Below are 18,031 nucleotides of genomic sequence, written 5' to 3' on the forward strand. Positions count from 1 at the left end.
GCCGTCTGTTATGGGGCCCAAGTTACTCTTCGATAAAGGTCCACTCATCCTTGACCCGGCTGATGGCATCGGTCCGCTTTTTGGCCAGCTGCTCCTTGATCTCTTCCCCTTTGAAACCGGCCGCCACTATCTCTTTCACCGGCACCGCCTGGGCGGCAGCCAGCGCTTCGGCCACATAGTCCGGCTCGGCGTAGACCCGCTCCTCGAAACCGGTACGGCCATGGAAGTCGGCGCGGCAGGCATCCAGCAACTGGGCAAAGCGCTCGGGGCGACGCCAGGCATCTGCCTTGTCAAACACCTTGAGCAGGGTGGCGGGCTTGAGCTCAAAAGCGATATGGATGTGGGTGTGCAGATCGCTCACCAGCAGCGCCAGATCCCGGCACTCGTTGGGAACCCGGAACCGCTCGCACAGGGCGCGAATAAGCGGCAGCCCCTTCTGGCCGTGACCGTGATGGCTTGGCCAGAACTCCTTGGGGGTTACTCCCTTGCCAAGGTCGTGGCAGAGGGCAGCAAAGCGGACGGTCAGCTCGGGGGAGATCCGGCACGCCTGCTCCAGCACCATCAGGGTGTGGATGCCGGTGTCGATCTCCGGGTGCCACTTGGCCGGGGCGGGGACGCCGAACAGAGCGTCGATTTCGGGGAAGAGTGCCTTGAGGGCGCCGCACTGGCGCAGCACCTCGATAAAGATCTGCGGGGTCGGCCCCAGCAGCACTTTTTCCAGCTCCTTCCAGACTCGCTCCGGCGTGAGGTGGGCCAGCTCGCCAGCGGCCGTCATCTCGCTCATCAGGGCGAGGGTCTCCGGCGCTATGGTAAAGCCCTGAGCGTGGAAGCGGGCGGCGAAGCGGGCGACCCGCAGGATGCGCAGCGGATCTTCGGCAAAGGCAGGGGAAACGTGGCGCAGCAGCCGTTTTTCCAAATCCTCAATGCCACCGTAGGGATCGTGGAGTTGGCCCTGATCATCCTCGGCGATGGCGTTGATGGTGAGATCCCGGCGCAGCAGATCCTGCTCCAGCGTCACATCGGGGGCGGCGTGGCAGACAAAGCCGGTGTAGCCCTGACCCTGTTTGCGTTCGGTACGGGCGAGGGCATACTCCTGCTGGGTTTTGGGGTGAAGAAACACGGGAAAGTCGCGACCGACCTGGGTAAAACCCAACGCCAGCATCTGTTCCACGGTGGCGCCGACCACCAGATGATCCCTGTCGCCCTGCGGCAATCCCAGCAGGCGATCCCGCACTGCGCCCCCAACCAGATAAGTCTGCAAACCGTCTCTCCCGTCATCAATCGTGGGGCCGAGTATATCGTCTTTGTTACCGCTTTGCTGCCTGGCCACCACCTGCCCGCAGCGTCAGTCAGCGCGGCTTTGACTTGGGCGTGACGAGGCCTTACGCTGCCGCACCAGACAGCTGACGCTGTGCGCGGGATGACTTTATGCCCACGCAGGCCAGATGAGCCGAAGGAACCGCAGAGTTCCCCATATATCAACGACATGAGAACAACGTGAATCAATCAACCTTCGCAAGCCGGGTTCTGGAGTGGTACGAGCTTCATGGCCGCAAAACCCTGCCCTGGCAGCAGGAGAAGACCCCTTACCGGGTCTGGGTCTCGGAGATCATGCTGCAGCAGACCCAGGTCGCCACAGTCATCCCCTATTACCAGCGTTTTATGGCGCGCTTCCCCGATGTGGTGGCGCTGGCCGATGCCCCTGTCGATGAGGTGCTGCACCACTGGACCGGGCTTGGCTACTACGCCCGGGCCCGCAACCTGCACAAGGCGGCCCAGCAGATCCGCGATCATCACCATGGCCTCTTTCCCGAGCGCTTTGACGAGGTGATGGCGCTGCCGGGCATTGGCCGTTCTACCGCCGGGGCCGTGCTGTCGCTCTCTCTTGGTCAGCCTCATGCCATCCTCGATGGCAACGTGAAGCGGGTACTCACCCGCTGGCTGGCGCTGCCGGGCTGGCCCGGTCAAAAACAGGTGGAGAACGAGCTGTGGGAGATCGCCATCCGGCTCACCCCCAAGCTGGGGGTGGCGCAATACAATCAGGCAATGATGGATATCGGGGCGACGATCTGCACCCGCAGCAAGCCAGCCTGTGATCGCTGTCCGGTGCGGGCCGATTGCCAGGGGCTGTCGCAAGGCAAGCCTACCGCTTATCCCAACAGCAAGCCCAAGAAGAGCATGCCGGCCCGCGATGGCATCATGCTGCTGATTCGTCACGGCGATGAGTTGCTGCTGGAGAAGCGGCCGCCACAGGGGATCTGGGGCGGGCTCTACTGCTTCCCGCAGGTGGCCTCGCTGGCGGAGGTGGATGGTCTGCTGGCGTCCCTCGGCCTGAGCCATCACAGTTATCGTGAACTGGCCGGTTTTCGCCATACCTTCAGCCACTTCCATCTCGATATTCAGCCGCTGCTGATTGACATTGATGAGGCGCAGCCGCTGCGGCTCATGGAAGCAGATAACCGACTCTGGTATAACTTACGCCATCCTGCCGAGGTGGGGCTGGCGGCCGCCACGGCCCGTCTGCTCGCCTATCCAGAGTTACAACCATAGAGGTCAACATGAGCCGTACTGTATTTTGCCAACGCCTGAAAAAAGAGGGCCCGGGTCTGGATTTCCAACTCTATCCCGGTGAGCTCGGCAAGCGGATTTTTGACAACATCAGCAAGGAAGCCTGGGCCGAGTGGCAGAAGAAACAGGTGATGCTGATCAACGAGAAAAAGCTCAACATGATGAATCTTGAGCATCGCCAACTGCTGGAAAAAGAGATGGTCAGCTACCTGTTTGATGCAGGTGAAGTGCAGATCGAAGGTTACACCCCGCCTGCCCAGTAAGCTCTCCGGCTGTTGTACGTGTGAACAGGTGCGGGAATGGCGCCACACTGGCGTGACCGCTCCTGAAGTCGCAGCAAATGAATGATGGGCAGCTCTGCTGCCCGGTTTGAGGATCCTATGGGCCGAATTTTTTGGCTGCTGTGCACCCTGCTGTTTCTCTCTGCCTGCTCATCTTCCCCCAAGCCCAGCGGGAGTGAGGATGACGATCTGGTCAACGGCAAGGACATCCGCGGTTTTGAACACATGATCAGCGCGCTCTCCCATAACGTGAACGAGATATGGGGGCGGGAGGCGCTGTTTGCGGGCAAGTTTGACTACGTCAAATACACGGATCAGTACAAGAGCCGGGCCCACATTGACTTCTCCAGCGGCCACATCATGGTAGAGACGGTATCTGGCATCGATCCCCGCGCTCACCTGCGTCGCGCCATTATCGAGACCCTGCTGACGCCGGACGATCCGGCCGAAGTGGATCTTTACTCCGATCGGGAAATTCTGACCGGCGGCGAGCCTTTCCTCTATGGTCAGGTGCTGGACAACCAGCGCCAGCCAATCCGCGCCTCCTGGCGCGCCGAGCGTTATGCCGATTACCTGCTCAACACGGCGATGAAGAAGCGCACTTTGGGGATTCGCACCATCTTCTTCGTTGATATTCCCATGGTGGCCAACCATGAAGATCGACGGGGCTACAAGTATGCGGGGATCATCCGGGAAGCGTCGCGCAAATACGGCGTGCCGGAGAGCCTGATCTATGCGGTGATCAAGACCGAGAGCAGCTTCAACCCCTATGCGGTGAGCCATGCCAACGCTTATGGCCTGATGCAGGTCATTCCGGCTACGGCTGGGCGTGACGTCTATGTGCGAGTCAAGGGCAAGAACGGCCAGCCGACCCGGGAGGAGCTGTTCAACCCGGCCTACAACATCGATGTCGGTACCGCCTATCTCCACCTGTTGCAGACCGTCTATCTGGCGGATATCGAGGATCCGCGCTCCCGTCGCTATGCGGTGATCTCCGCCTATAACGGTGGTGCGGGCGGGGTACTCAATACCTTCTCCAGCGATCGCAAGGCGGCGCCGGGCCGGATCAACCGGCTCTCCCCCGAGGCGGTCTATCAGGTGTTGACCGAGCAGCATCCCAAAGAGGAGGCGCGCCGTTACCTCTACAAGGTCAATCAGGCCGAGAAGGGGTTCAAGAGAGCCTTTGCCAGTCGGGCCGGTTAAGCTGTGACGCTGGGTTAACCATGCAAAAGGGCGCTTGATATCAAGCGCCCTTTTAACGTCTGGCCAGTTCATCGTTGAAGTGGCCTTATTTGGCGATAAAGCCGCCCTTGGTCTGCGGGGCCGCGCCCACTTTCTCCAGGGTTTTCACTTCCACTTCGGTTTTGTTCCAGCTGTGGTCCACTTCACCACGGATGCGGATCTGATCATCCGGGCCCACTTCGGTGCCACGCCACACATCCTGATCCACTTCGACCTCCACCTCACCGCTGGCATCGCGGAACAGATAGTTCTCGCCGCCCAGGTGCTTGACCAGTTTCCCTTCCAGGGTGGCCCAGCTGTCATCGGCCAGATCTTTCAGCTGAGCAACGGAAACCTTGTTCTGCTCTTGCGGGCCTGTGTAGGCCGCCATGGCAAAAGAGGAGACAGACATCAGGGTCAACAGTCCGATTACGCTTGCGCTTGCCTTGTTCATTTCATACTCCTGTCGTTGGTATGAGGGCATTGTGCCGGGGGGGGCGTGAAACAAGCGTGAAAGAAATAGGCTGGTGTGATTGTCTGTTTTGTGAGCGCAAGCGATTTCATCGGTGGCGGAACATGTGTGATTTCATCTGGAACTGTAATCTGTCGCCTTCACCAGAAGTCAGTGGCAGCAGACTCTTCCCATGCCTGTCGCCACTCGAGGAGAAGTCCGCAGGTCTCACCTGCTTAATCGAAGAGCATAACAATATGAAAAAATGGCTTGTTTGTTTATTGGGGTTAATGGCATTGACCGCGCAAGCGGCAGAGGGACGCCAACCTTTTTCCCGGGTTGTGATGTTTGGTGACAGCCTCTCCGACACCGGCAAGATGTACAAGAAGATGCGGGGGTATCTCCCCTCCAGCCCACCTTACTTCAACGGGCGTTTCAGCAACGGCCCGGTGTGGCTGGAGCAGTTGGGTGACGAGCGCTTCCCCGGTCTGGTCGTGGCCAACGAGGCGGAAGGCGGTGCGACCGCGGTGGCCTATAACCATCTGGGGGCTCTGAACGGCTGGCTCGGTTTCTGGTCCTGGGATCCCAAATATCAGGTGATCAACAACCTCGATTACGAGATCGATCAGTTCCTGAAAAAGGACAAGTTCCGCCCCGATGATCTGGTGGTTATCTGGGTCGGTGCCAACGACTATCTGGCTTATGGCTGGAACACCGAGCGGGATGCGGATCGGGTGATCGATACCATCCGGCTGGCATCCAACCGGTTGGTGCTCAACGGCGCGCAGCAGATCCTGCTGTTCAACATTCCTGATCTGGGGCAGACCCCGTCAGCCCGCAGTATGAAGGTGGTGGAGAAGGTGCGCCATGTGGCCAGCTACCACAACCAGAAGTTGCAGAACCTCACTCGAGAGCTGGCTCCCCTTGGCATCGTGAAGCTGTTCGACGTGGACAAGCAGTTTGACGAGATGATGCGCGATCCTCAGCAGTTCGGACTGAGTGACACAGAACACGCCTGCTACGGTGGCGGCTATACGTGGAAGCCGTTCTCCGGCAGCGCCGCCGAGGTGGCTGCGACCCCGGCTTTGAGTGTCTCCGAAAGAGTGGCTATTGCCGGTAACCCGCTCCTGGCGCAGGCGGTGGTGAGCGGGCAGGCAAAAGGGCGAGCTGCGACTCTCAACTGCGATGAGCATATGTTCTGGGATCAGGTGCATCCGACCAGGACGGTGCACAAGGTACTGAGCCAGCGTGTTGCTGACTTTATCGATCAGCACTACGAGTTTGTTCGTCACTGATATCGCTTCGGGCCAGCATGTTGCTGGCCTTTTTCTCCTATCTATCCTCATCAGTGCGTCTTTTTGCGTCACATTCAGTTCATATAACAAACGTTTGTTGCTGTTTTTGTAACGTGGTTGCGTTAGAGTGTTTTTTGTTAATTGATATCAGTTACTTGAAAATAGGCTAACGTTGATATGCTGCGATCGCTTTTGGGTGGTTGCACCTATAAGACGAGGAGATATCAATCAACCTCCTCCTACATAAAGTTGCAGAGGCTCAAACATGAAAAAATCATTGATTACCTTGCTGGTTACCGGCCTGCTGGCGGCCAATGCCCAGGCTGCCGGTCAAGACAACACCTGGTATGGCGGTGCCAAACTGGGTTGGTCCAACTTCTACGGCATTGATGAAAGCAACAGCTTTACCCTCGGCAATGAGACCAATGATGCTCTTGGGGCTGGCGTATTTGCCGGCTATCAGCTTAACAAGAACCTGGGTATCGAGTATGGCTACGATTATCTGGGTAAGTACAAATATGATGCCCGCTCAGCGACGGGCGCAGCGTTGCAAGATGAAGTTCAGGCCCAACTTATTCATTTATCATTGAAGCTGGGCTTCCCTGTAACTGATAGCCTCGACCTGTACGGACGTATCGGCGGTGGTTATGCGGCCGCTAACAGTGACCTGAAAGGGGGTGATGGCCGGTTCAACTTTGTCAGCGCGCTGGGTGCCGAGTATGCGTTCAATCGTGACTGGGCTGCCCGTCTTGAATATCAATACACTACCCCCTACGGCAGTCGAGACAATACCGGGTTGCGTATGGACAATGGCCTGCTCTCTGTGGGCGCAGTCTATCGCTTTGGTCAGGTTGCCCCTGTGGCGCCCGCTCCGGCTCCGGAACCTGCTCCTGCACCTGTGATGGTTGAGAAGCAGTTCACCCTGAGCTCCGATGTGCTGTTTGACTTCAACAAGGCGACCCTCAAGCCAGAGGCCAGTCAGGCACTGGATAGCCTCTATAGCCAGATTGAAGAAGCACGACCCAAAGATGGCGTGGCAACCGTAATTGGTCACACCGACCGTATCGGTTCCGATGCCTACAACCAGAAGCTCTCCGAACAGCGTGCCCAGACCGTTGCCAACTATCTGGTTGGTAAAGGGATCCCGGCCGCCAAGATCAATGTGGAAGGGCGTGGTAAATCCTCACCCGTTACCGGCGACAGCTGCGTCAGCAAGTCCAAGCGTGAGCTGATCGTCTGTCTGGCTCCGGATCGTCGTGTTGATGTGAAAGTCGAAGGTGTCAGCGAGGTGCAGGAGTAATCCTTCACACTGAGCTGATCTTCACTGGGGCTGGAATGAACAGCCCCTGTCGGAGCAAGAGAGACCAAAAAGCCAGTCAGTTGATCTGACTGGCTTTTTACATTGGCATTGCGGTCGGGCAGGGGACTAAATCAGGATGGGAGCGGCATCACCCGGTTGCGCCCCAGCTCCTTGGCCTTGTAGAGCAGCTTGTCGGTACGTTCGACCAGACAGTCTGCGCTCTCCTGACCGTTGAACTCGCCCACGCCAAACGAGGCAGTGATGTGGTCGATGCGGCGGCCCGATTTGCGATCCAGAATCGACATCCGCTCGATGGCGCGGCGCATGCTCTCCGCCATCTGTCTGGCCAACGCCAGCGAGCGATGGGGGACCAGCATGGCGAACTCTTCCCCACCCAGCCTATAGGCGGTGACCCCCTCCTTGCAGGCATCGCGCAGCCGTTTGCTGAAGGCGCGCAGCACCTGATCGCCGAGCAGGTGACCATATTCGTCGTTGAAGTTCTTGAAGCGATCGATATCGGCGAGGATCAGCGAGAAGGGGTGCTGGCTGCGGATCAACCCCTCCAGCTCCAGATCGAAGGCGCGGCGGTTGAGCAGGTTGGTGAGGGCATCCTCGTTGGCCAGCTTGCGCGTCTCGTTGAGCGCGGCCCGCAGCTCCTTGATCTCTTTCTCCGCATTGCTGAGCTGGTTGCGAAAGTGCATGGTGGACATGCGCACGTCCCGCGATTCGCGCACCAGCTCCCGCAGGATCCCCATGGTGTCTTCCAGGCTGAAGCCCTCGTCATCAATGCGGCTGAGCTTGTCAAAACTCTTGTCGAGCATCTCCTGAAACATGCCGGTATCGGAGATGGCGTCCTGCATGGAGTGGCCGAGCTCGTTGGCCATGGCGGCGAGGCTCAGTTTCATCGCCTCCATCTGCTTCTCGTCCTGAGCGGCCAGATACTGGTGATAGAGTCGCTCGCAGGTGGTGAGCGAGCAGGTTCCCTGCATTTTGACTGCCTGATCAATCGCCTGGTTGAGCTCGGGCATGCTGGCCGAGACATAGTTGTACCACAGGTGGTAATTGTCCGGTGTCGTGGGGATCTGGTACTTGATCATCAAGGGAACCGCCTGTTTGAGATAGGCGGCGGATTGGGCAAATGTGTCCTTACTCATGAGTTCTGTGTCTCATCATGCCAGCGAACTGAAGATAGTATGACAGAGAGATTGGCCAAAAGGCAGCCGATGGATGCCATTCGCCCCCCCCTCCGATATAATGGCACCGTTACCACCTACCCTAAGGCCTGCTTATGTCTCAAAAAGATCCTTTCCTCGAACGCGAGGCCGAAAAATACGATAACCCCATCGCCAGTCGCGAGTTGATCCTGGAACTCATCAAGGGCCATGAAAAGCCCATGTCCCGTGAAGAGTTGGCCAAGGTCCTCAAGCTGAAAGATGAAGAGCCGTTGGAAGCCTTGCGTCGTCGTCTGCGCGCCATGGAGCGTGATGGACAACTGGTATTCACTCGCAACCAATGTTATGCCCTGCCGGATCGCCTGAATCTGGTCAAAGGTTATGTAATCGGCCACAAGGATGGCTTCGGTTTTCTGCGTCCGGAAGGTGGTGGTCCGGATCTGTATCTGAACAACCGAGAGATGCAACGCCTGATGCATGGCGATTACGTGCTGGTGCAGCCGACCGAGATCGACCGCAAGGGTCGTCAGGAAGCGCGTCTGGTGCGCCTGCTCAAGTCCCGTGAGGCAGACATTGTCGGCCGTTACTTCGTCGAGAATGGCGTTGGTTTCGTGGTGCCGGATGACAGCCGTATCGGCCAGGACATCATCATCCCGGAAGGTGAAAACAAAGGGGCTCGCCAGAGCCAAGTCGTGGTTGTGCGCATCAACCAGCGCGCCACCTCCCGCATCAATGCCGTCGGCACCGTCCTGGAAGTGCTGGGCGAGAACATGGCGCCGGGCATGGAGATCGAAATTGCCCTGCGTACCCACGGCATTCCGCACACCTGGCCGGAAGAGGTGACCAAAGAGGTTGCCGGTCTAGGCGAGCAGGTGCCGGAGAAAGCCAAAGAGGGCCGCATCGACCTGCGCGCTCTGCCGCTGGTCACCATCGACGGGGAAGACGCCCGTGACTTCGATGACGCCGTCTTCTGTGAAGCCAAGCGTGGTGGCGGCTGGCGCCTGTGGGTTGCCATTGCTGACGTCTCCGCTTACGTGAAGCCCGGCACGGCGCTGGATGCCGAAGCCTATCAGCGCGGTAACTCCGTCTACTTCCCCGAGTTCGTGGTGCCCATGCTGCCGGAGGTGCTCTCCAACGGCTTGTGTTCCCTGAACCCGCAAGTTGACCGTCTCTGCATGGTGTGCGAGATGACCATCTCCGCCGCTGGCCGCATGTCCGGTTACAAGTTCTACGAAGCGGTAATGAACTCTCACGCCCGTCTGACCTACACCAAGGTGGCGGCGATCCTCGATGGCGATCCCAAGCTGCGTCAGCAGTATGATCCGCTGGTGGGCCATATCGAGGAGCTCAACAACCTCTACAAGGCGCTCAAGCATGCCCGCCACCAGCGCGGTGCGGTGGAGTTCGAGAGCGAGGAGACCCGCTTCATCTTCAACGCCCAGCGCAAGATCGACCGCATCGTGCCGCTGGTGCGCAACGATGCCCACAAGATCATCGAAGAGTGCATGATCCAGGCGAATGTGGCCGCGGCCCGTTATATCGAGAAGAACGAAGCGTCTGCCCTGTTCCGGGTCCATGACCGTCCGGGCGAAGAGCGTCTGACCGGTTTCCGCGATTTCCTGGCCGAACTGGGTCTGGAGCTCAAGGGCGGCCTCGAGCCCGAGCCGAAAGATTTCGCCGAGCTGGCTGCCAAGTTTGAGGGGCGCCCGGATGCGGAGCTGCTCTCCACCATGCTGCTGCGCTCCATGCGTCAGGCTATCTATCAGGCCGACAACATCGGTCACTTCGGTCTGGCGTTGAAGTCCTACGCGCACTTCACCTCGCCAATCCGTCGCTATCCCGACCTCATCCTGCACCGGGCGATCAAGTATCAGACCGCCAAGGAGCAACAGGGCAACCTGCGCCACAAGTGGACCCCGAGCGGTGGTTATCACTACCAGCTGGAAGAAGTGGACCCGATGGGCGAGCACTGCTCCATGACCGAGCGCCGTGCCGACGATGCGACCCGCGACGTGGCCGACTGGCTCAAGTGCGAGTACATGCTGGATCACGTGGGTGACGAGTTTGACGGCGTTATCGCCAGCGTCACCGGCTTTGGCTTCTTCGTGCGTTTGGCGGAGATCCATATCGATGGTCTGGTGCACGTCAGTACCCTCACCAACGACTACTACCAGTTTGATCCCCTGCACATGCAGCTGATCGGCGAGAACTTCCGCCGTCGCTACCGTCTGGGCGACAAGGTGCGGGTCAAGGTGATGGGCGTGAACCTGGATGATCGCAAGATCGACTTCGTGATGGTCGAAGAGCCGCTCAAGGCCACCGGCAAGAACGCCAAAGAGATGGCGCGCAAGCAGGCCGAGATCAAGAAAGAGAAGGCCAAGAGCGCCCAGCGCCACGAAAAACGTAAAGAGGGCAAGGATCACGGCAAATCCGACAAGGGTGGCCGTGCCAAACCGAGCAACAGACGACCGAGCAAAAAGGCTCGCGATAAGGCCAAGAGCACTAAATGAGTACTGAACTGATCTACGGCATTCACGCTGTCACCGCGCTGCTGGAGCGCACCCCGGAGCGTTTCATCGAGGTATGGGCGCTGAAAGGGCGGGATGACGACCGGCTGCAACCCCTGCTGGCCGAGCTGGAGTCCCTCGGCCTCAAGGTGCAGAGCGTGAACCGCAAGACCCTTGATGACAAAGCGGAAGGCAACAATCACCAGGGTATTATGGCCCGGGTGAAAGAGGCGCCGAAGCTGGCCGAGCACGATCTGGCCAGCCTGCTGGACGAGTTGGCGGCACAACAGAGCCAGCCCTTCCTGCTGGTGCTGGATGGCGTGACCGATCCGCACAACCTCGGCGCCTGCCTGCGCAGCGCCGATGCTGCCGGGGCTCATGCGGTCATCGTGCCGCGGGACAAGGCCACGGGTCTCACCCCGATCGTGCGCAAGGTTGCCTGTGGCGCCGCTGAAGTGGTGCCGCTCATTCAGGTCACCAACCTGGCCCGCACCCTGCGCGAGCTGCAGGAGCGCGGCGTCTGGATTGTCGGTACCGCTGGCGAGGCCGATCACGACCTTTATCAGGCCAAACTGACCGGCCCGATGGCGCTGGTGATGGGGGCTGAAGGTAAAGGCATGCGCCGTCTGACCCGCGAACATTGCGACGAGCTGGTGAGTATCCCGATGGCGGGGGCGGTATCCAGCCTCAACGTTTCGGTGGCGACCGGCGTCTGCCTGTTTGAAGCCGTGCGTCAGCGTCGCGGTTAATCATGCTGACTGACAGACCCCCCTTCGATTGGGCGCAGGTCGCAGATAGAGAGGAGGCCGCGCGCCTCCTCTCTTTTGCCCGCCCGCTGACCCTCAGCCCGAAAAGCTGCCTCTGGCACGCCGGCGACAGCCCGGATCTGCTGGTCAGGGTAGAGCAGGGGCTGCTGCGGGCCAAGCTGGTGCTGGAGGATGGCCGCGAGTACATCAAGGAGTTCTATTGGGAGGGGGACGAGTTTCTCGACTTCCACCACCTGCTCAGTGGCGAGCCAGCCCGCTACAGCGTGGAGGCACTGGAGCCCTGCCGTCTGCAGCTGTTCAGTCTGGCCGACTTGCGCCAGTTGCCCGGCTGGCTGCGCTGGTACCAGCATCTGCTGGAGGTGCAGCTGCGCATCAAGGAGGAGAAGGAGCAGTTGCTGCTGACCGGCAGCCCGCAGGCACGCTACCAGCACTTTCTCGACAGTTTTCCCGCACTCGATGCCAGAGTGCCCGACCACCAGATTGCCGCCTATCTCGGTATCACACCCATCAGCCTGAGCCGCATTCGCAAGCGACTGAAAGAACTTAACAAAGGTTAATGCAGGGCACTGGCACCACGATTATGCTGGCAGGCCGAACTGATAAGGAGTTGCCGATGAACTGGATCCTGAAACCCTGGTCTGAACTGACCACTGACGAGTTGTATGAGTTGCTGGCGCTGCGGGCCGAGGTGTTCGTGGTGGAGCAGACCTGCCCCTTTCAGGATCTGGACGGGCTCGATCGCCGCGAAGGGGTCTGGCACCTGCTCGGCTATCAGGGCGAGCTGCTGGCCGCCTATGCGCGGATTATGGCGCCCGGCATTGGCGAGGAGAGCGGTGCCGCCATCGGTCGGGTGGTGACCTCACCCAAGGCGCGCGGCGGCGGTCTCGGTCATAAGCTGATCGGCGAGGCGGTCAAGGCGTGCGAGGCGCGCTGGCCGACCCACAGCATCTGGTTGGGGGCGCAGGCCCATCTGCAAGGCTTCTACGGCCAGCACGGTTTTGTGGCGGAAGGGGAAGGCTATCTCGAAGACGATATCCCCCATATGGGGATGCGCAGAGTGGTGGCATAACTACTCGTCAGAGTGATTCAGAATGCAGAAGGGCCATCCCGCGGGATGGCCCTTCTCTTTATCGCCAGGCGATCACTTCTTCTTTTTCTTCTTGGCGGACTTCTTCTTGTCGACCGGCTTTTTCTTCTTCACCGGTACCCGCGCTTCTTTGTGTTTCGGGCGCAGCTCGTCGATCACCCGGCGCTTGAGGCGCTCTTCGGTGTAGCGCTCGATCTTGGCGACCATCGCCATGTCGTGGGCTTCCACCAGGCTGATGGCACAGCCACGGTTGCCGGCGCGGCCGGTACGGCCGATCCGGTGGACGTAAACGTCGGCGCCGTAGGGCATGTCGTAGTTGATGACATGGCTGACGTTCGGCAGGTCGATGCCGCGGGCGGCGACGTCGGTGGCGATCAGGAAGGGTACTTCCCCTTCGTGGAACTTGCGGATCGATTCGATACGCTTGCTCTGCTCCATCTCGCCACGGATCCAGGCGCAGGAGATACCTGCAGCCTGCAGCTGGCCGGAGAGCTCCGCCAGACGCTCGCGAGTCTTGACGAAGATAATGGCTTTCTGGGTTTCCGGATCTTTCAGGATATGGGTCAGCAGCGCCAGCTTGTGGGTGGCGTCATCGGCCAGATGGATCCACTGGGTAATGGGGCGACGTTCGCTGCGCGGCGGCTCGGCGTGCAGCTCCACCGGATCCTTGAGGATCTCGTTGGCGAACTTCTCAAGGCCGGCCCCTTCCAGGGTGGCGGAGAAGAGCATGGTGTGCTTGCGGTAGCGCGCCTCTTCCACGATGCGGTTCACATCCTTGATAAAGCCCATGTCCAGCATGCGGTCCGCTTCATCCAGCACCAGCACTTCGATGTCGTGGCTCTCGAACTCCTCTTTCTCGATGTACTCAAGCAGACGACCCGGGGTGGCCACGACGATGTCGGTGGTCTTGGTCAGGGCAGGCAGCTGCTCTTCATGGCTGACGCCGCCGATGATGGTCTCGATGCTGAGGTTGGTGTGGGCCGCCAGCGCCTTGGCGTGGGCGGTCACCTGCAGGGCCAGCTCGCGGGTCGGGGTCAGGATCAGCATGCGGCAGGGGCCCGGCTTGCGGCGCGGGAAGTCCAGCAGGTGCTGGAGTGCCGGCAGCAGGAAGGAGGCAGTCTTGCCGGTACCGGTCGGAGCGGATGCCAGAATATCGCGGCCGTCCAGGGCTGGCTCCAGCACCATCTGCTGGATGGTGGTGGGGCGGGTGAATCCCATCTCGGCCAAGGCCCGGTTGAGGGCTGGGTGCAGGTCGAAATCATCAAAGGACTGGCTCATGGCAATACTCGGTCATTAAGGAAACGGCAGATTATAGGCGATTATCTCGTCGGCTCCTATTGGTGAGTGTGTCTTAGCCGCTATAATCGCCCACCATTTTTGCAGATGACGGGGGCCAGATGGGACGTAGTCGCGGATTTACCTTAAAACAGTTCCATATCAATCACGATCGCTGCGCCATGAAGGTGGGCACCGATGGCATTTTGCTCGGTGCCTGGGCGCCGGTCGAACAGGCGCGTCGAGTGCTCGATATCGGCACCGGCAGCGGCCTGATCGCCCTGATGCTGGCCCAGCGCAGCAGATCTGACTGCCGTCTTGATGCGGTCGAGCTGGATATTAATGCGGCCAGTCAGGCGCGGGAGAATGCGGCTGCTTCTCCCTGGGCCGATCGGGTGACCATCATAGAGAGTGCCATTCAGGATTATCAGGCTGCCCCCTACGATCTTGTCGTCTCCAACCCTCCCTATTTCGTGGCAGGCCAGTCATTTAGCGATCCGGCGCGGGCGTTGGCCCGCCATACCGGCGCCCTCGACAGCCACGCATTACTGGCGGCCTGCGATCGTTTGCTGAGCCCGAACGGGCAGGTAGCGCTGGTGCTGCCGACGGCGATGGCCGATGAAATTTTATGCATTTCGGCGAATTATGATCTGCATTGCATTTGTTATACAGCTGTTATCACCAGAGAGGGTAAAGAGGCAAATCGTGTTTTATTGCTACTTGGCAGAGGATTAAACAGGTGTGAGAGGGGTGAAATTGTGATCCATTCTGCTGATGGGGCCTATTCCGACAGATATATCCAACTGACCAACCCCTTCTATTTGAAGATGTAAATTTCGTCTTGAACTATTTTTTCACGCCATTATGCTGGTTCCAGATCGAGCGCCCGCTCCAGACCAGCCAAAACCACTGGTTGCGATGAAAAAACATGCGGGGCTCTTTTTTTATACCCCCTGAACACATCCGGTCAGCGACCGATAAAAACTATAACAAGCAATAATTTACAAGACAGACGAGGTTGAACTTGACGAAATCACTCACATTGTCCGATGTACTCGGATTAGGGTTTATGACCTTCGCCTTCTACCTGGGCGCCGGTAACATCATTTTCCCGCCGTTGGCCGGTTACATGGCTGGTGAGCACCTCTCCCTGGCGATGTTTGGCTTCCTGGTCACTGCCGTGGGCCTGCCTCTGGTGACCATTCTGGCCGTGGCGAAAGCCGGTAACGGTTGGGCTGGCATGACCAAACTGCTGCCTGCCGGTGTCGCGACTGCGCTGGCCGTTGCCATCTATATCATCATCGGCCCGGCTTTTGCCGCGCCCCGTACCGGTCTGGTTGCCTATGAAATGGGCCTCAAGCCATTCATCGGTGACATGGGGCAGGCGGGTCTGGCGGCCTATACCGTGATCTTCTTTGGTGTGGCCATTCTGGTCTCCATGAACCAAGGCAAGCTGATGGACGCCATCGGCAAATACCTGACTCCGGTACTGATGCTGCTGCTGCTGACTCTGGCGATCGGTGTATTCGTAGCACCGCAAGGCTCCATGCCTGATGCGTCCGGTGACTATCAGAACAGCCCCTTCGTGAAAGGGATCCTGGAAGGCTACAACACCATGGACACCCTGGCGTCCCTGATGTTTGGCGCCCTGATCGTCGATCTGCTGCGCCAGAAAGGCATCAACGATTACAAGAGCCAGTTCAAGTATCTGGCCATTGCTGGCCTTATCTCTGCCGTTGGTCTGAGCGTGGTGTACGTCTCCCTGTTCCAGCTGGGTAACACTGCCGCCGGTGTGGCGACCGATGTCAGCAACGGTGGCGCCATCGTCAACGCCTACGTACTGAGCCTGTTTGGTCAGCCGGGTCAGTTCATTCTGGCGGCCATCATCACTCTGGCGTGCTTTACCACTGCCGTCGGTCTGATCTCCGCTTGTTCCGATTTCTTCCACAATCTGACCGGCATGGCTTACAAGAAGCTGGTGGTGTTGCTGGGCGTTATCTGTGCCGTGGTGGCCAACGTGGGCCTGAGCCAGTTGATCAGCCTCTCCATTCCTGTGCTGGTTGCCATCTATCCGGTTGCCGTGGCGCTGGTGCTGGTCACCTTCCTGAAAGGTTACTTCGGCCGTCCCCGTCTGGTGTTCCGTGGCGTGTTGATGGTTGCCTTCCTGTTCGGTTGCCTGGATGGTCTGGGTGCTGCGGGTATGAAGATGGATGCGTTTGCCTTCCTGCCGCTGTTCGACAAGGGCCTCGCCTGGTTGATGCCGACCCTGCTGGCCTGCGTAGTTGGCGTGATGGTGCGTCCGACCGAGATGGCTGCCGAAGCTGCCTGATCACACCCGATCTGATATTGCCAAGAGCCTGCCCCGTGCAGGCTCTTTTGTTTTCTGTGAGCCTCGCTTCTCGCCTCGCTTTGCTGCCGTAATTGTCACTTTACGCAGATAGCACCTGAGCAGCCGTATTTGGCCGCTATAACCTGTCCCCCTCTTCTTGCCTCCCATACGCCACATGCGACACCTGTTTATGGAGCGCTGAGTTATTCGGCGATTAATTCCACAGCGGTAAATTGTTTCAAGATATTAATTGGTGATTGAGATCGAACTCCTCTTCTTTATGCTAAAGGTGCTGCGCCTCATCCGGTCTGCGGGCCGTGTGGGGACGAGAGGTATTGTTACCGGTTATCTGCCAAGCAGTGGGTGCAATCAATAACAAGCTGATAAGGCAGATGAGGTTGAGTTTGACGAAATCATTGAAGTTGTCCGACGTATTCGGATTGGGGTTTATGACGTTTGCCTTCTATCTGGGGGCAGGCAATATCATTTTTCCGCCGCTAGCCGGTTTTATGGCTGGTGAGCATCTGCTGGCCGCCATGTGCGGCTTTTTGCTGACGGCAGTGGGTTTGCCGCTGATCACCCTGATTGCGGTGGCCAAGGGGAGCTCGGGGGGCGGCGCGAGTGGCTGGACCGGAATGACCCGCTATCTGCCCGCCGGGGCGGCGACGGCGCTGGCCATCGCCATCTATATCATCATGGGGCCTGCTTTTGCCATTCCCCGCACCGGTTTGGTCGCCTATGAGATGGGGCTCAAGCCCTGGCTCGGCGATGCCGGTCATGAGGGGCTGCTGATCTACACCCTGAGTTTCTTTGCGCTGGTGATCTTGGTGGCGCTCGATCGGGGCAAGCTGCTCGATGCGGTTGGCAAGTATCTGACCCCAGCCCTGATGGCGATGCTGCTTATTCTGGCGGTCGGGGTCTTTATGACGCCGCAGGGCACCATGCCTGATGCCAGCGGTGAGTACATAGATGCAGCCCTGACCAAAGGAATGCTGGAGGGGTACAACACTATGGATACCCTGGCCTCCCTGATGTTTGGCGCCCTGATCATCGGGTTGCTGCGCCAGAAGGGGATTGAGGATTATCGCAGCCAGTTCAAATATCTGACCATCGCAGGCTTGATCTCGGCGGTCGGGCTGTCGGCTGTCTATATCTCGCTCTTTCAGCTGGGCAACAGCGCCGGTGGGGTGGCGAGCGATATCAGTAATGGCGGCGCCATCGTCAATGCCTACGTCCTGAGTCTGTTTGGTCAACCGGGTCAGTTTATTCTGGCTGCCATCATCACCCTGGCCTGTTTTACCAGCGCAGTTGGCCTGCTCTGTGCCGGTGCCGACTACTTCCATGGCCTGACTGGCTGGGCCTATCGCAACTGGGTCATGCTGCTGGGGGCGCTCTGTGCAGTGGTGGCCAATGTGGGGCTGAGCGAGCTGATTGGCCTCTCCATCCCAGTGCTGGTGGCCATCTATCCGGTTGCCATCGCGCTGGTGCTGGTGACCTTCCTCAAGGGATGGTTTGCCCAGCCACGGCTGGCGTTTCGCGGCGTGCTGACGGTCGCCTTTCTGTTTGGTTGCCTCGATGGGCTGGGGGCTGCCGGGATGGCGATGGACGGCTTTGCCTTCCTGCCGCTGTTCGACAAGGGGCTTGCCTGGCTGCTGCCGACTCTGCTGGCCTGCATCGTCGGCATCCTGGTGCGACCAAGCGGGAAGTTGGTTGCCGAAGCGGCTTGATTCAGAAACAACGAGATAGCAAAGAGGCCAGCAACTGCTGGCCTCTTCTGT

Annotated in this window: 16 protein-coding genes; 12 read left to right on the forward strand and 4 right to left on the reverse strand. The window is 59.1% G+C overall.

Annotation, left to right across the window (positions count from 1 at the left end; translation table 11 throughout):
- Positions 1-22 precede the first annotated feature (22 nt).
- On the reverse strand, positions 23-1,261 hold the full coding sequence (locus ACTG27_RS20060) for a multifunctional CCA addition/repair protein (RefSeq protein ID WP_219264742.1): 1,239 nt from the start codon (positions 1,259-1,261) through the stop codon (positions 23-25).
- Between the two features lie 236 nt (positions 1,262-1,497).
- On the opposite strand from ACTG27_RS20060, the gene mutY reads away from it, so the two are divergent.
- The 3 genes from mutY (at position 1,498) to mltC (ending at position 4,052) form a co-directional block, all read left to right on the forward strand.
- The gene (mutY, locus tag ACTG27_RS20065; protein ID WP_201911836.1) at positions 1,498-2,550 is read left to right on the forward strand and encodes an A/G-specific adenine glycosylase; all 1,053 of its coding nucleotides are present in this window, start codon (positions 1,498-1,500) and stop codon (positions 2,548-2,550) included.
- 8 nt (positions 2,551-2,558) lie between these two features.
- The gene (locus tag ACTG27_RS20070; protein WP_005335828.1) at positions 2,559-2,831 is read left to right on the forward strand and encodes an oxidative damage protection protein; all 273 of its coding nucleotides are present in this window, start codon (positions 2,559-2,561) and stop codon (positions 2,829-2,831) included.
- Positions 2,832-2,948: 117 nt separating this feature from the next.
- The gene (gene mltC / locus ACTG27_RS20075) at positions 2,949-4,052 is read left to right on the forward strand and encodes a membrane-bound lytic murein transglycosylase MltC (protein ID WP_042052484.1); all 1,104 of its coding nucleotides are present in this window, start codon (positions 2,949-2,951) and stop codon (positions 4,050-4,052) included.
- Between the two features lie 85 nt (positions 4,053-4,137).
- Here mltC and ACTG27_RS20080 read toward each other — a convergent pair whose 3' ends face one another.
- Positions 4,138-4,524, reverse strand: coding sequence for a YgiW/YdeI family stress tolerance OB fold protein (locus ACTG27_RS20080; RefSeq protein WP_005335826.1), 387 nt, complete (start codon positions 4,522-4,524; stop codon positions 4,138-4,140).
- 254 nt (positions 4,525-4,778) lie between these two features.
- On the opposite strand from ACTG27_RS20080, the gene ACTG27_RS20085 reads away from it, so the two are divergent.
- Positions 4,779-5,816, forward strand: coding sequence for an SGNH/GDSL hydrolase family protein (locus ACTG27_RS20085; protein WP_439980264.1), 1,038 nt, complete (start codon positions 4,779-4,781; stop codon positions 5,814-5,816).
- A 265-nt stretch (positions 5,817-6,081) separates the two neighbouring features.
- Positions 6,082-7,116 (forward strand): porin OmpA, encoded by a 1,035-nt coding sequence (ompA, locus tag ACTG27_RS20090; protein ID WP_042052454.1) that lies wholly within the window; start codon positions 6,082-6,084, stop codon positions 7,114-7,116.
- 131 nt (positions 7,117-7,247) lie between these two features.
- On the opposite strand, the gene ACTG27_RS20095 is transcribed toward ompA, so the two are convergent.
- Positions 7,248-8,270 (reverse strand): GGDEF domain-containing protein, encoded by a 1,023-nt coding sequence (locus tag ACTG27_RS20095; RefSeq protein ID WP_019445736.1) that lies wholly within the window; start codon positions 8,268-8,270, stop codon positions 7,248-7,250.
- 134 nt (positions 8,271-8,404) lie between these two features.
- Between ACTG27_RS20095 and rnr the strand changes: the two genes are divergently transcribed.
- The 4 genes from rnr to ACTG27_RS20115 are packed head-to-tail and all read left to right on the forward strand — an operon-like array spanning position 8,405 to position 12,631.
- Entirely contained in the window at positions 8,405-10,798 is a 2,394-nt protein-coding gene (rnr, locus tag ACTG27_RS20100; RefSeq protein ID WP_421317270.1) for a ribonuclease R, read from the forward strand.
- Positions 10,795-11,544: a 23S rRNA (guanosine(2251)-2'-O)-methyltransferase RlmB gene (gene rlmB / locus ACTG27_RS20105; protein WP_047434512.1), complete on the forward strand. Its 750-nt coding sequence runs from the start codon at positions 10,795-10,797 to the stop codon at positions 11,542-11,544. The genes rnr and rlmB overlap by 4 nt, the downstream gene beginning before the upstream one ends.
- 2 nt (positions 11,545-11,546) lie before the next feature.
- Positions 11,547-12,119 carry a Crp/Fnr family transcriptional regulator gene (locus ACTG27_RS20110; RefSeq protein ID WP_439980265.1) on the forward strand — a complete coding sequence of 191 codons (573 nt, stop codon included), beginning with the start codon at positions 11,547-11,549 and terminating at the stop codon, positions 12,117-12,119.
- A 56-nt stretch (positions 12,120-12,175) separates the two neighbouring features.
- Entirely contained in the window at positions 12,176-12,631 is a 456-nt protein-coding gene (locus tag ACTG27_RS20115) for a GNAT family N-acetyltransferase (protein ID WP_439980266.1), read from the forward strand.
- 72 nt (positions 12,632-12,703) lie between these two features.
- On the opposite strand, the gene srmB is transcribed toward ACTG27_RS20115, so the two are convergent.
- Positions 12,704-13,927 carry an ATP-dependent RNA helicase SrmB gene (gene srmB / locus ACTG27_RS20120; protein WP_064339387.1) on the reverse strand — a complete coding sequence of 408 codons (1,224 nt, stop codon included), beginning with the start codon at positions 13,925-13,927 and terminating at the stop codon, positions 12,704-12,706.
- 119 nt (positions 13,928-14,046) lie between these two features.
- On the opposite strand from srmB, the gene ACTG27_RS20125 reads away from it, so the two are divergent.
- The 3 genes from ACTG27_RS20125 to brnQ (ACTG27_RS20135) all read left to right on the forward strand — a co-directional run bounded on the left by ACTG27_RS20125 (position 14,047) and on the right by brnQ (ACTG27_RS20135) (position 17,980).
- On the forward strand, positions 14,047-14,757 hold the full coding sequence (locus ACTG27_RS20125) for a tRNA1(Val) (adenine(37)-N6)-methyltransferase (RefSeq protein WP_439980267.1): 711 nt from the start codon (positions 14,047-14,049) through the stop codon (positions 14,755-14,757).
- Between the two features lie 191 nt (positions 14,758-14,948).
- Entirely contained in the window at positions 14,949-16,253 is a 1,305-nt protein-coding gene (gene brnQ / locus ACTG27_RS20130) for a branched-chain amino acid transport system II carrier protein (protein WP_005335813.1), read from the forward strand.
- A 449-nt stretch (positions 16,254-16,702) separates the two neighbouring features.
- Entirely contained in the window at positions 16,703-17,980 is a 1,278-nt protein-coding gene (gene brnQ / locus ACTG27_RS20135; RefSeq protein WP_439980546.1) for a branched-chain amino acid transport system II carrier protein, read from the forward strand.
- Positions 17,981-18,031 lie beyond the last annotated feature (51 nt).

Origin of the sequence: Aeromonas sp. 97A (genome assembly GCF_051919185.1) — a bacterium.
GTDB classification, from domain to species: Bacteria; Pseudomonadota; Gammaproteobacteria; order Enterobacterales; family Aeromonadaceae; genus Aeromonas; species Aeromonas veronii.